This is a genomic window from Trabulsiella odontotermitis, from assembly GCF_001297775.1.
In the GTDB taxonomy this organism is placed as follows: domain Bacteria; phylum Pseudomonadota; class Gammaproteobacteria; order Enterobacterales; family Enterobacteriaceae; genus Trabulsiella; species Trabulsiella odontotermitis.
Genome location: NZ_LIFX01000008.1, coordinates 76,388 through 89,745, shown reverse-complemented (window position 1 = coordinate 89,745; position 13,358 = coordinate 76,388). Strand labels below are relative to the sequence as shown.

Below are 13,358 nucleotides of genomic sequence, written 5' to 3'. Positions count from 1 at the left end.
GCGTGCGATATCTGGCAACATTATTGTTATCCCTGACGGTGCTGGTCACCGCCGGGTGTGGCTGGCACCTGCGTAGTACCACGCAGGTACCGGAGACGATGAAAACCATGATTTTCCAGTCTGGCGACCCCAATGGCCCGTTAAGCCGTTCGGTGCGTAACCAGCTGCGTCTGAATGGCGTGGAACTGGTGGATGGCAGCACCCTGCGCAAGGACATTCCGTCCCTGCGTCTGCTCGGCTCCACCATCAGCAAAGATACCGCGTCGATTTTCCAGGATGGTCGTACGGCGGAATATCAGATGGTGCTGACGGTCAACGCCAGCGTGCTCATTCCGGGCCATGACATCTATCCGATCAACACGAAGGTTTATCGTTCCTTCTTCGATAACCCGCAAACGGCGCTGGCAAAAGATGCCGAACAGAGTCTGATCATTCAGGAAATGTACGACAAGGCCGCTGAGCAATTAATTCGTAAGCTGCCAAGCGTACGGGTTGCTGATGCTCAGGAAACCCAAAACGACACCATGCCGCCGGTGACGACAACCGAAGAAACGTCATCCGACTCGCGTGTCTCCACGACGCTGGGTAACTGATGATTCGGCTGTACCCCGAACAACTCCGCGCGCAGCTCACTGAAGGGCTGCGCGCGGCGTATCTGCTGTTGGGTAACGATCCGCTGCTGCTGCAGGAGAGTCAGGACGCGGTCCGTCAGGCGGCTGCGGCGCAGGGGTTCGAAGAACATCACACGGTCAGCATTGACGCCAGTACCGACTGGAACGCCCTTTTCTCGCTCTGTCAGGCGATGAGCCTGTTCGCCAGCCGACAAACCATCCTGCTGTTGCTGCCGGAAAACGGCACCAACGCGGCCATCAACGAACAACTCGCCACGCTTATCGGTTTGCTGCATGACGATCTGCTGCTAATTTGCCGCGGCAACAAGTTCACGAAAGCGCAGGAAAATGCAGCGTGGGTGACGCAACTGGCTAACCGCTCGGTAATGATTACCTGCCAGACGCCTGAACAGGCGCAACTGCCGAAATGGCTGGCCGCGCGCGCCCGCCAGCTCAAACTACAGTTGGATGACGCCGCCAGTCAGTTGTTGTGCTATTGCTATGAAGGCAACCTGCTGGCACTGTCGCAGGCGCTGGAGCGTCTGGCATTGTTGTGGCCGGATGGCAAACTGACGCTACCGCGCGTCGAAAAAGCGGTGAACGACGCCGCGCATTTCACTCCCTTCCACTGGCTCGACGCGCTGCTCGCCGGGAAAAGTAAACGGGCGCTGCACATTCTTCAACAGTTGCGTCTGGAAGGCAGCGAACCGGTGATTCTGTTGCGTACCCTGCAACGGGAACTGCTGATGCTGGTCACGCTCAAACGCCAGTCCGCACAGGTGCCGTTGCGTACCCTGCTCGACAAACATCGTGTCTGGCAGAATCGTCGACCGCTCATCACCGACGCGCTGAACCGCCTGAGCGCGGCCCAGCTGCGGCAGGCCGTGACGCTGCTGAGCCGTACCGAATTAACGCTGAAAAAGGATTACGGTCAGTCCGTGTGGGCTGAGCTGGAAAGCCTTTCTCTGCTACTCTGTCATAAGGCACTGGCTGACGTATTTATTGATGGATGATATGACATCGTTGCAGGCAATTTATGGTGGCACCTTTGATCCGGTGCATTACGGGCATCTGAAACCCGTGGAAATTCTGGCAAACCAGATCGGTCTGTCGAAAGTGATCATCATACCCAACAACGTACCGCCGCATCGCCCACAACCAGAAGCGAACAGTGAACAACGCAAACAGATGGTCGAACTGGCGATCGCCGATAAGCCCCTGTTTGTGCTTGATGAACGCGAACTGAAACGCGATGCGCCCTCCTGGACGGCGCTGACGTTAAAAGAGATGCGCGAAGAAGCGGGGCCGCAAAAACCGCTGGCGTTTATTATCGGCCAGGATTCTCTGCTGAACTTCCCCAGCTGGTACCAGTACGACACCATCCTCGACAACGCGCATCTGATCGTCACTCGCCGTCCCGGCTATCCGTTAGAGATGGCAGAAGAACAGCATCAGCGGTGGCTGGAAAATCATTTGACCTGGGATATCGAAAACCTGCATTCGCTTCCTGCCGGTAAAATCTATCTGGCGGAAACGCCGTGGTTTGATATCTCCGCCACCATCATCCGCGAACGCCTGGAGCGTGGGGAACCCTGCGACGATCTGCTGCCCGACGCGGTGCTGGAGTACATTCATCAGCAAGGTCTGTATCAGGCGGGGTAACGATGAAACTGTGGCTGGTTCGACACGGTGAAACGGAGGCTAACGTCGCAGGCGTGTACAGCGGCCATGCCCCCACCTCGCTGACACCACGCGGAGTCCGGCAGGCAGAAACCCTCGCCACGCTTCTCCGGCATGTGCCCTTTGACCAGTTGCTGTGCAGCGAACTGGAACGTGCGCAGCACACCGCCAGGCTGGTACTGGCCGGGCGCGACGTTCCGACGATCACCACGCCGCTACTGAATGAAATGTTTTTCGGCGACTGGGAAATGCGCCACCATCGCGATCTGACCATCGAAGACAGCGAAAATTACGCCGCGTGGTGCGCCGACTGGCAGCATGCCATACCGACCAATGGCGAAGGATTTCAGGCTTTTTCTCGTCGCGTGCAGGAATGCCTGGCGCTGCTTCGCGAACACCATCATCACCAGCACGTTCTGGTCGTCAGCCATCAGGGTGTATTAAGCCTGATGACGGCCCTGCTCCTCGGGCTTCCCGCCGCCGCGATGTGGCATTTTCCCATCGACCAGGGAGCCTGGAGTGTGTTTGACTTAAAGGATGATTTTATCTCGCTTCAGGTGCTTAATAGTCGTGCAATTTACGAGAAAGCATCGGGATAACTCTATTTTCTTTCTTCAGCCGCCCCCAGACCATTGACACGCCCGGACAGGCTGTTATTCTCCGCAGCCAGACAGCGCTTCCCGACAGGTTTACAGAAATTGTTTTACAAAAATGGCGATGCATTCCCCGACGATGAATGGGATGATAGCGCGCCTTAAACCTGTCTGGTGACATTTGTCCCGACATCACCTTCAGTTCGGGTATACTATCTGGCTGTTTATCGTTATTCATTTTCACGCACCCAGGGGGAACACTTGCAGGGTAAAGCACTCCAGGATTTTGTAATCGACAAAATTGATGACCTGAAAGGTCAGGACATCATCGCCTTAGACGTTCACGGCAAATCCAGCATCACAGACTGTATGATTATCTGCACCGGCACCTCCACTCGCCATGTGATGTCTATTGCCGATCATGTTGTCCAGGAATCCCGCGCTGCCGGTATGCTGCCGCTCGGTGTGGAAGGCGAAAACGCCGCCGACTGGATTGTTGTCGATTTAGGCGATGTGATTGTCCATGTGATGCAGGAAGAGAGCCGTCGCCTGTATGAACTGGAAAAACTCTGGGGTTAATGCGTGAAGCTGCAACTGGTGGCTGTTGGCACCAAAATGCCGGACTGGGTACAGACTGGATTTACTGAATATCTGCGCCGTTTTCCCAAAGATATGCCGTTTGAACTGGTGGAGATCCCCGCCGGTAAGCGCGGCAAGAACGCAGATATCAAACGCATTCTTGATAAAGAGGGCGAACTGATGCTGGCCGCCGCAGGCAAAAACCGCATCGTCACCCTCGATATTCCAGGCAAACCCTGGGATACGCCGCAGCTGGCGCTGGAACTGGAGCGCTGGAAGCAGGATGGCCGCGACGTTAGTCTGCTGATTGGCGGCCCTGAGGGGCTGTCCCCCGCCTGTAAAGCCGCGGCTGAGCAAAGTTGGTCTCTCTCCGCCCTGACGTTGCCGCACCCGCTGGTTCGGGTACTGGTCGCGGAAAGCCTTTACCGGGCGTGGAGCATTACCACCAACCACCCTTACCACCGCGAGTAATGATGACCAGGGTAGATTAAGCAGCGGATGAAACTACAGAATTCTTTTCGCGACTATACGGCTGAGTCCGCGCTGTTTGTGCGCAGGGCGCTGGTCGCCTTTACGGGGATTTTGCTGCTTACTGGCGTGCTGATTGCTAACCTCTACAATCTGCAGATTGTCCGTTTCACTGATTACCAGACCCGTTCGAACGAAAACCGCATCAAACTGGTTCCCATCGCCCCGAGCCGCGGCATTATTTACGATCGCAACGGCACGCCGCTGGCGCTCAACCGCACCATCTACCAGCTGGAGATGATGCCGGAAAAAGTCGATAACGTGCAGGAAACCCTTGATGCGTTGCGCAGCGTCGTAGAACTGAGCGACGATGACATCGCCACGTTCAAAAAAGAGCGCGCACGTTCGCACCGCTTTACCTCGATTCCGGTGAAAACCAACCTGACGGAAGTTCAGGTGGCGCGTTTTGCGGTCAATCAGTACCGCTTCCCGGGCGTGGAAGTAAAAGGCTACAAACGCCGCTTTTACCCATACGGCTCCGCGCTGACCCACGTGATCGGCTACGTCTCGAAAATTAACGATAAAGACGTCGAACGTCTGGATAAAGACGGCAAGCTGGCGAACTACGCGGCGACGCATGACATCGGCAAACTGGGCATCGAACGCTATTACGAAGACGTGTTGCACGGCCAGACCGGCTACGAAGAGGTTGAAGTCAACAACCGCGGGCGCGTTATCCGTCAGCTCAAAGAAGTGCCGCCGCAGGCCGGGCATGATATCTATCTGACGCTCGATCTTAAACTACAGCAATACATTGAAACCCTGCTGGCGGGCAGCCGTGCCGCTGTCGTCGTCACTGATCCGCGTACCGGCGGGATTCTGGCGCTGGTTTCCATGCCCAGCTACGACCCGAACCTGTTCGTTGACGGTATCTCCAGCAAGGATTATTCCGGCCTGCTGAATGACCCGAATACGCCGCTGGTCAACCGCGCGACGCAGGGGGTCTATCCTCCGGCATCCACCGTGAAACCGTTTGTTGCCGTTTCGGCGCTGAGCGCAGGCGTGATCACCCGCAATACCAGCCTGTTCGACCCGGGCTGGTGGCAGTTGCCGGGCTCGGAAAAACGTTACCGCGACTGGAAAAAATGGGGCCACGGTCATCTGAACGTCACTAAATCGTTAGAAGAATCAGCGGATACGTTCTTCTATCAGGTGGCATACGACATGGGTATTGACCGCCTCTCGCAATGGATGAGCAAGTTTGGCTACGGCCATTACACCGGTATCGATCTCTCCGAAGAGCGTTCCGGGAACATGCCAACCCGTGAATGGAAACAGAAACGCTTTAAGAAGCCGTGGTATCAGGGTGACACCATCCCGGTCGGGATCGGCCAGGGATACTGGACCGCCACACCCATACAAATGAACAAGGCGCTGATGATCCTTATCAACGATGGCGTGGTGAAAGTGCCACATCTGTTGATGAGTACCGTGGAAGAAGGCAAGAAAGTTCCGTGGTCACAGCCGCAGGAAACCCCGGTGGGCGACATCCATTCCGGCTTCTGGGAGATAGCCAAAGACGGTATGTTCGGCGTGGCCAACCGCGGGAACGGAACGGCGCATAAATACTTTGCTGGCGCGCCCTACAAAGTGGCGGCAAAATCCGGTACGGCGCAGGTCTTTGGCCTGAAAGCGAACGAAACCTATAACGCACACAAGATTGCTGAACGACTGCGTGACCACAAACTGATGACCGCCTTTGCGCCATACGATAATCCCCAGGTCACTGTGGCGATGATTCTGGAGAACGGCGGCGCGGGTCCGGCGGTCGGGACAATTATGCGTCAGATCCTCGATCACATCATGCTTGGCGATAACAACACGGTTCTGCCTGCGGAAAATCCGGCAGTATCGGCAGCGGAGGACCAATAATCATGACGGATAATCCGAACAAAAAATCGTTCTGGGATAAAATCCATCTCGATCCGGCAATGCTGCTGATCCTGCTGGCGCTGCTTGTCTACAGCGCGCTGGTGATCTGGAGCGCCAGCGGCCAGGATATCGGCATGACCGAGCGTAAAATCGGCCAGATAGCCATGGGTCTGGTGATCATGGTGGTGATGGCGCAAATTCCGCCGCGCGTGTACGAGGGCTGGGCGCCATGGCTGTATATCGTCTGTATTATTCTGCTGGTCGCCGTGGACGCGTTTGGCGCGATCTCGAAAGGCGCGCAGCGCTGGCTGGATCTGGGCGTTGTCCGCTTCCAGCCGTCGGAAATAGCCAAAATCGCGGTGCCGCTGATGGTGGCGCGCTTTATCAACCGCGATGTCTGCCCGCCGTCGCTGAAAAATACCGGTATCGCGCTGGTGCTGATTTTCCTGCCGACGCTGCTGGTGGCGGCGCAGCCAGACCTCGGAACGTCAATTCTTATCGCCCTCTCCGGCCTGTTTGTCCTGTTCCTGTCCGGGCTGAGCTGGCGGCTGATTGCCATCGCGGTGGTGTTGATCGCGGCGTTCATCCCGATACTGTGGTTCTTCCTGATGCATGATTACCAGCGTCAGCGCGTGATGATGCTGCTCGATCCGGAAACCGATCCGCTCGGCGCGGGCTATCATATTATTCAGTCGAAAATCGCTATCGGCTCTGGCGGTCTGCGCGGCAAAGGCTGGCTGCACGGAACGCAGTCGCAGCTGGAATTTTTGCCGGAACGCCACACCGACTTTATTTTCGCCGTCCTGGCGGAAGAGCTGGGGCTGATTGGCATTCTGATCCTGCTGGCGCTGTATGTCCTGCTTATCATGCGCGGGCTGTGGGTCGCCGCGCAGGCGCAAACCACCTTTGGCCGCGTAATGGCCGGTGGCTTGATGTTGATTTTATTCGTTTATGTCTTCGTAAATATTGGTATGGTGAGTGGTATCCTGCCGGTGGTTGGCGTTCCGCTACCGCTGGTGAGCTACGGGGGGTCAGCCCTGATAGTGCTCATGGCCGGGTTTGGTATCGTAATGTCGATCCATACCCACAGGAAAATGTTGTCGAAAAGCGTGTAAGGGGTGCGCAATGCGTAAGCTTTGGATTGGAGTCTGCATCGCCGCAGGTGTGCTGGCGGGTTGTACGAGCGATGATGGTCAACAGCAGACCGTCACCACGCCGCAACCAGCCGTGTGTAATGGCCCGGTCGTGGAAATCGGCGGCGCCGACCCTCGCTTTGAACCGCTGAACGCCACCGCGAATCAGGACTATGAGCGCGACGGCAAGAGCTACAAAATCGTCCAGGATCCCTCTCGCTTCAGTCAGGCCGGTTTTGCCGCCATTTATGATGCCGAACCCGGCAGTAATCTGACCGCCAGCGGTGAAGCGTTTGATCCGATGCAACTGACGGCGGCGCATCCGACGCTGCCGATCCCGAGCTATGCCCGTATCACTAACCTGGCGAATGGCCGCATGCTGGTGGTGCGCATTAACGATCGCGGCCCGTACGGCAATGATCGCGTGATTTCGCTGTCCCGTGCTGCCGCCGATCGCCTGAATACGTCAAACAACACCAAAGTGCGGATCGACCCGATTATCGTGGCGCAGGATGGTTCGCTGTCCGGCCCGGGCATGGCCTGTACGACGGTTGCCAAACAAACTTATGCCCTTCCCTCACGCCCTGATCTGAGCGGTGGTATGGGCAGTGCGACTTCCGCGCCGCAGATGCAAACTCCCGATACGGACGTCCGCGCCATCAGCAACAGCACGCTGAAACCGGAAGACGCTACTGGCGCGCCGGTCAGCGGTGGCGGATTTTTAGGCGCTGCCACGCCGCTGAACAATGGCGTGCTGGAGAGTAGCGAACCGGCAACGCCTGCTGTGCAACCCGAACCAGCCACGCAGAATACACCCGTGACAGCGCCCGGCTCCGTTCAGGGTAGCGTAGCGCCTGCAGCAGCACCCGCTGCCAGCGCCGCCTCCGGCGATTTCGTGGTACAGGTGGGCGCCGTGAGCGATCAGGCGCGTGCACAGCAGTACCAGCAGCGTCTCAGCCAACAGTTTTCTGCACCGGGCCGCGTCACACAAAATGGCGCAGTCTGGCGTATACAGCTCGGGCCATTCAGCAGCAAAGCGGAAGCCACCACGCTTCAGCAACGTCTGCAGAATGAAGCTCAGTTGCAATCGTTTATCACGCGGGCCAACTAAACCCCAGTGAAGGCAAGCATCTCATTGTCAATGCGTGTAAATGTCGTTAACAAAGTCATGCGTAATGTCAGATGTTTGCCCCTGGCGTATTTGTTATAGTTAGGCACTTTTTTAACTCCATCACGGATGTCGTTGTTCAGACCATGAAGACCACTTTTTCTGCTCGTTTACTCATTACGGCGCTCTCCGTCGCAGCCCTCTCTTCCGCTGCCCGCGCCGATGACCTGAATATCAAAACTATGATCCCGGGCGTTCCGCAGATTGACGCGGAATCCTACATCCTGATCGATTACAACTCAGGTAAAGTGCTGGCCGAGCAGAATGCGGACGCACGCCGCGACCCTGCCAGCCTCACCAAAATGATGACCAGCTACGTTATCGGTCAGGCCATGAAAGCCGGTAAATTCAAAGACAGCGACCTGGTGACCATCGGTACCGATGCCTGGGCGACAGGTAACCCTGTATTCAAAGGCTCCTCCCTGATGTTCCTGAAGCCAGGCATGCAGGTGCCGGTATCACAGCTGGTGCGCGGTATTAACCTGCAATCCGGCAACGATGCCTGCGTGGCGATGGCGGACTACGTGGCGGGCAGCCAGGACGCGTTCGTCGGGCTAATGAACAACTACGTTAACGCGCTGGGCCTGAAGAATACCCATTTCCAGACCGTTCACGGTCTTGATGCTGACGGGCAGTACAGCTCTGCGCGCGATATGGCGACCATCGGTCAGGCGCTGATCCGCGATGTGCCGAACGAATACGCCATCTATAAAGAAAAAGAGTTCACCTTTAACGGTATTCGTCAGATGAACCGCAATGGCCTGCTGTGGGACAACAGCCTGCAAGTGGACGGCATTAAAACGGGTCACACTGACAAAGCGGGCTTTAACCTGGTCGCTTCCGCGACGGAAGGCCAGATGCGTCTGATCTCCGCAGTGATGGGCGGTCATACCTTTAAAGGCCGTGAAACCGAGAGCAAGAAACTGCTGACCTGGGGCTTCCGTTTCTTTGAAACCGTCAGCCCGCTGAAAGCCGGTAAAGAGTTCGCCTCCGAGCCTGCCTGGTTTGGCGACAGCGATCGCGCCTCCCTTGGCGTAGACAAAGACTTGTATCTGACGATCCCGCGTGGCCGTATGAAAGATCTCAAAGCCAGCTATGTGCTGAATACCGCTGAGCTGCACGCGCCGCTGCAAAAAAATCAGGTGGTAGGCACCATCAACTTCCAGCTGGATGGTAAAACCATCGATCAGCGCCCGCTGGTGGTACTGCAGGAAATCCCGGAAGGAAACTTCTTCGGCAAAATCATTGATTACATTAAGTTAATGTTCCATCACTGGTTTGGCTAATAATTGCACACTTGAAAGTGTGATTTACGTCCCCATATACTAGCTATCAATACCACTACTCCCTGTTTTTGCGCAGTGCGCGAAAGCAGGGAGTCGTTTTTTATACCACCCGGAGCTGACATGAAAACCAAACTTAACGAACTGCTTGAATTCCCTACGCCATTTACTTACAAAGTGATGGGGCAGGCGTTGCCTGAGCTGGTTGATCAGGTGGTGGAAGTGGTGCAGCGCCATGCGCCAGGGGATTACTCCCCGCAGGTAAAACCCAGCAGCAAAGGCAATTACCACTCGGTCTCCATCACCATCACGGCGACGCATATTGAGCAGGTCGAAGCGCTGTACGAAGAGTTAGGCAATATCGACATTGTTCGTATGGTGCTGTAATGCCTCTGTTACCCGGTGCGCCGGGTAACCGCCCTCCCCGCTGTGTTATACTCCCCGCCATCTGATTTTCCTTCTCTGCGGAGATGCTGTAGTGGATCATTCTAAAATTCTCATCCGCCAACTCGGCCTGCAACCTTATGAACCCGTCTCTCAGGCGATGCACGATTTCACCGATCATCGCGATGAGACCACACTGGATGAAATCTGGCTGGTGGAACACTTGCCGGTCTTTACGCAAGGCCAGGCGGGTAAAGCCGAGCACGTGTTGATGCCTGGCGATATCCCGGTGATTCAGAGTGATCGCGGTGGTCAGGTGACCTACCACGGGCCCGGTCAGCAGGTGATGTACGTCTTGCTGAACCTGAAACGTCGCAAACTGGGCGTGCGCGAGCTGGTAACGCTGCTGGAACAAACCGTGGTTCATACGCTGGCGGAATATGGTGTCGAGGCACATCCTCGCGCTGACGCGCCTGGCGTCTACGTTGGCGAAAAGAAAATTTGTTCGCTGGGACTGCGGATCCGTAAAGGGTGTTCATTTCACGGCCTGGCGCTGAATATTGCTATGGATTTATCGCCGTTTTTACGTATCAACCCGTGCGGGTATGCCGGAATGGAGATGACGCAATTACAACAATGGCGTCCTGAAGCTACAACAGAGAATATTGCCCCGGTCCTGATTTCTAATTTGTTAGCCTTGCTAAACAATCCGCCTCATGAATATATTCTGGCTTAATAAATAATTCCGAAAGGTCCGGTAATTTACCGGACCATGCCCTCTTTAACGCGCCATCTCTTTACTTCCTGCCCGAGTTTCTATATTTTTTCTTTCTGCAAAAATTTCATTTAACGCACATTTTTGTTTTTTTTACCGTCTGGCTATCGCCAGAAAGGTGTATGCATTCACACAGATAATGCATTGACAAAAAAGAAAAAATAGCACGCTGACTAATGGCTTCACCTGAAAAAAGAAAATAACAAAACAGGGATCCTCAACTATCATTCATATTGTGAATGAATATGGAGTAAGAGAGTGGAATATAACGATTTACCGGAAAGCCCAATTAGTCAGCATCGCGAAAATGGCATGCCACAAATCTTCCGGACATTACGCAATATCGACCTCAATTTACTGACTATTTTTGAGGCGGTATATGTCCATAAAGGTATTGTTAACGCTGCGAAAATTCTGAATCTTACTCCTTCGGCTATTAGTCAGTCGATCCAGAAACTGCGTACCATATTTCCTGACCCGCTTTTCATCCGCAAGGGTCAGGGCGTGACGCCAACAGCCTATGCCTCGCATCTCCACGAGTACATCAGCCAGGGGCTGGAATCGATTCTGGGGGCGCTGGATCTGACGGGTTGCTACGACAAGCAGCGCACCATCACCATTGGCACACCGCCATCTATAGGCTCCGTCATCATGCCAGGCATCTACCAGGCGGTGAAACAGCACTTTCCTCAGTTGCTGATTCGCAATATTCCGGTGGTTGACGCACCCAGCCAGCTGGGCCAGTTTCAGACCGATTTGATTATTGACAGCCATGTCCATACCACCCGCACGCTCAGCCATCACGTGCTGTTTCGCGACAACATCGTACTGGCCTGCCGGAACAACCACCCTCTGCTGAAAAGCCCGATCACAGCAGAAGCGCTCGGCGGCTGGGAATATACGATGCTGATGACCGAAGGGCACGCGCTTGCCCATCTGCAGAAGCGGCTCTACGACCTGTTCCCCAACCGTCAAATCAACTTCAGCAGTTACAATCTGTTCACCACTGCGGCGCTCATCGGCAGCAGCGATTTGCTCGGCCTGATGCCAGGGCGGTTTTTCAGCGTAGCGGCAAATTGCTGGCATTTAAAAGCCATTCACTACGCCCCGCTACAGGAAGAACAGATTGAATTTTCATTGCATTACAACAAACTGAGCCTGCGCGATCCGATACTGCAAAATGTCATCAACGTGATTCGCCAGGCTTTTTTGTGATTCTTCATTCTCAGGAACGCTGGCTGCGGCGCGCAGGCTAAAAAGCATTAATCAACAATTATTTTACAATTTGGCGCGCTGTCAGGCTGCTTTATTACCCGTTTCAATGATATACTGCCTGTCATTAATTCAAAAATAGTTGATAAATACAACATTCCCTTGAATTGAAACGCTTTCCTTCTGTTACTCGCAACTGGAACACGCACGCTATGAGTAAACCCATTGTGATGGAACGCGGTGTTAAATACCGCGATGCCGATAAAATGGCCCTTATCCCGGTTAAAAACGTGGTCACTGAGCGAGAAGCTCTGTTGCGCAAGCCGGAATGGATGAAAATTAAGCTTCCGGCGGACTCTTCCCGTATCCAGGGTATCAAAGCAGCAATGCGCAAAAACGGCCTGCACTCCGTCTGCGAAGAGGCCTCCTGCCCTAACCTTGCTGAATGTTTCAATCACGGTACTGCCACCTTTATGATCCTCGGGGCTATCTGCACCCGCCGCTGCCCGTTCTGCGATGTGGCCCACGGCCGCCCTGTTGCGCCGGACGCCAACGAACCGCAGAAACTGGCACAGACCATCGCCGACATGGCGCTGCGTTATGTAGTGGTGACCTCGGTTGACCGTGATGATTTACGTGATGGCGGTGCGCAGCATTTCGCTGACTGCATCACGGCCATTCGCGAAAAAAACCCGTCGATTAAAATCGAGACGCTGGTTCCGGATTTCCGTGGCCGTATGGATCGCGCGCTGGAAATCCTCACCGAAACCCCGCCTGACGTCTTCAACCACAATCTGGAAAACGTACCGCGCCTGTATCGTCAGGTTCGCCCGGGTGCGGATTACAACTGGTCGCTGAAACTGCTGGAACGCTTTAAAGAAGCGCATCCGGAGATCCCGACGAAATCGGGTCTGATGGTCGGTCTGGGTGAAACCAATGCAGAAATCATCGAAGTGATGCGCGATCTGCGTCGCCATGGCGTCACCATGCTGACGCTGGGCCAGTACCTGCAGCCGAGCCGTCATCACCTGCCGGTACAGCGCTACGTCAGCCCGGACGAGTTTGATGAAATGAAAGCGGAAGCGCTGGCGATGGGCTTTACCCATGCGGCCTGCGGCCCGTTTGTTCGTTCGTCTTACCATGCCGATCTGCAGGCGAAAGGCGAAGAAGTGAAGTAATATCGTCACATCTGCTTACAGATCCCATAAAAAAACCGGCAAATCTGCCGGTTTTTTGTTTCTGCGAGCCGCTCAGTCAGGCTTGTGGTTACTCTTTATGAGCGATCTTATCCGCCGGAGCCGCTTCCTCTGTGCTCTGTTTCGCCGTGGTTTCATCGTCATTCATGGCTTTCTTGAAGCCTTTAATGGCAGAACCCAGGTCTCCGCCCAGCGTACGTAACTTTTTAGTACCAAACACCAGGATAATCAGTGCTGCCACAACCAGCAGTTTGGTAATACTAATCTCACCCATAGATACCTTCTTCAATAAACAGGCTGCATAACGCGCCATTAACCCATAACCTATTAACGGCCATTTGACG

General features: G+C 54.9%; 15 protein-coding genes. 14 read left to right on the top strand and 1 reads right to left on the bottom strand.

Translation table 11 applies throughout. The annotated features are described in order from the left end of the window. Window positions 1-2: 2 nt before the first annotated feature. The 14 genes from lptE (at window position 3) to lipA (ending at window position 12,996) form a co-directional block, all read left to right on the top strand. Window positions 3-593: an LPS assembly lipoprotein LptE gene (lptE, locus tag AOY23_RS12160; RefSeq protein WP_054179883.1), complete on the top strand. Its 591-nt coding sequence runs from the start codon at window positions 3-5 to the stop codon at window positions 591-593. Next, window positions 593-1,624 carry a DNA polymerase III subunit delta gene (gene holA, locus AOY23_RS12155; RefSeq protein WP_054179882.1) on the top strand — a complete coding sequence of 344 codons (1,032 nt, stop codon included), beginning with the start codon at window positions 593-595 and terminating at the stop codon, window positions 1,622-1,624. Before lptE ends, holA begins: the two co-directional genes overlap by 1 nt. Then, window positions 1,617-2,273: a nicotinate-nucleotide adenylyltransferase gene (nadD, locus tag AOY23_RS12150; protein ID WP_054179881.1), complete on the top strand. Its 657-nt coding sequence runs from the start codon at window positions 1,617-1,619 to the stop codon at window positions 2,271-2,273. The genes holA and nadD overlap by 8 nt, the downstream gene beginning before the upstream one ends. Window positions 2,274-2,275: 2 nt before the next feature. Further along, the gene (locus tag AOY23_RS12145) at window positions 2,276-2,890 is read left to right on the top strand and encodes an adenosylcobalamin/alpha-ribazole phosphatase (RefSeq protein ID WP_054179880.1); all 615 of its coding nucleotides are present in this window, start codon (window positions 2,276-2,278) and stop codon (window positions 2,888-2,890) included. A gap of 255 nt (window positions 2,891-3,145) precedes the next feature. After that, window positions 3,146-3,463: a ribosome silencing factor gene (rsfS, locus tag AOY23_RS12140; RefSeq protein ID WP_049848093.1), complete on the top strand. Its 318-nt coding sequence runs from the start codon at window positions 3,146-3,148 to the stop codon at window positions 3,461-3,463. A 3-nt stretch (window positions 3,464-3,466) separates the two neighbouring features. After that, window positions 3,467-3,934, top strand: coding sequence for a 23S rRNA (pseudouridine(1915)-N(3))-methyltransferase RlmH (gene rlmH, locus AOY23_RS12135; RefSeq protein ID WP_038159501.1), 468 nt, complete (start codon window positions 3,467-3,469; stop codon window positions 3,932-3,934). Window positions 3,935-3,961: 27 nt separating this feature from the next. Next, entirely contained in the window at window positions 3,962-5,863 is a 1,902-nt protein-coding gene (gene mrdA, locus AOY23_RS12130; protein ID WP_054179879.1) for a peptidoglycan DD-transpeptidase MrdA, read from the top strand. A gap of 2 nt (window positions 5,864-5,865) precedes the next feature. Continuing rightward, window positions 5,866-6,978, top strand: a complete 1,113-nt coding sequence (mrdB, locus tag AOY23_RS12125; protein WP_054179878.1) for a peptidoglycan glycosyltransferase MrdB — start codon at window positions 5,866-5,868, stop codon at window positions 6,976-6,978. 10 nt (window positions 6,979-6,988) lie between these two features. Continuing rightward, on the top strand, window positions 6,989-8,107 hold the full coding sequence (gene rlpA, locus AOY23_RS12120; protein WP_054179877.1) for an endolytic peptidoglycan transglycosylase RlpA: 1,119 nt from the start codon (window positions 6,989-6,991) through the stop codon (window positions 8,105-8,107). A 143-nt stretch (window positions 8,108-8,250) separates the two neighbouring features. Continuing rightward, window positions 8,251-9,450, top strand: coding sequence for a D-alanyl-D-alanine carboxypeptidase DacA (gene dacA, locus AOY23_RS12115; protein ID WP_054179876.1), 1,200 nt, complete (start codon window positions 8,251-8,253; stop codon window positions 9,448-9,450). 120 nt (window positions 9,451-9,570) lie between these two features. After that, window positions 9,571-9,834, top strand: a complete 264-nt coding sequence (gene ybeD, locus AOY23_RS12110; protein ID WP_038159486.1) for a DUF493 family protein YbeD — start codon at window positions 9,571-9,573, stop codon at window positions 9,832-9,834. A 91-nt stretch (window positions 9,835-9,925) separates the two neighbouring features. Further along, complete coding sequence (gene lipB, locus AOY23_RS12105; protein WP_054179875.1) at window positions 9,926-10,567, top strand: lipoyl(octanoyl) transferase LipB; 642 nt, start codon at window positions 9,926-9,928, stop codon at window positions 10,565-10,567. Between the two features lie 297 nt (window positions 10,568-10,864). Further along, on the top strand, window positions 10,865-11,821 hold the full coding sequence (locus tag AOY23_RS12100; protein ID WP_054179874.1) for a YbeF family transcriptional regulator: 957 nt from the start codon (window positions 10,865-10,867) through the stop codon (window positions 11,819-11,821). Window positions 11,822-12,030: 209 nt separating this feature from the next. Continuing rightward, window positions 12,031-12,996: a lipoyl synthase gene (gene lipA / locus AOY23_RS12095; protein WP_054179873.1), complete on the top strand. Its 966-nt coding sequence runs from the start codon at window positions 12,031-12,033 to the stop codon at window positions 12,994-12,996. Between the two features lie 88 nt (window positions 12,997-13,084). Here the strand turns inward: lipA and tatE are convergent, their stop codons facing one another. Then, window positions 13,085-13,288: a twin-arginine translocase subunit TatE gene (gene tatE, locus AOY23_RS12090; protein WP_054179872.1), complete on the bottom strand. Its 204-nt coding sequence runs from the start codon at window positions 13,286-13,288 to the stop codon at window positions 13,085-13,087. Window positions 13,289-13,358 lie beyond the last annotated feature (70 nt).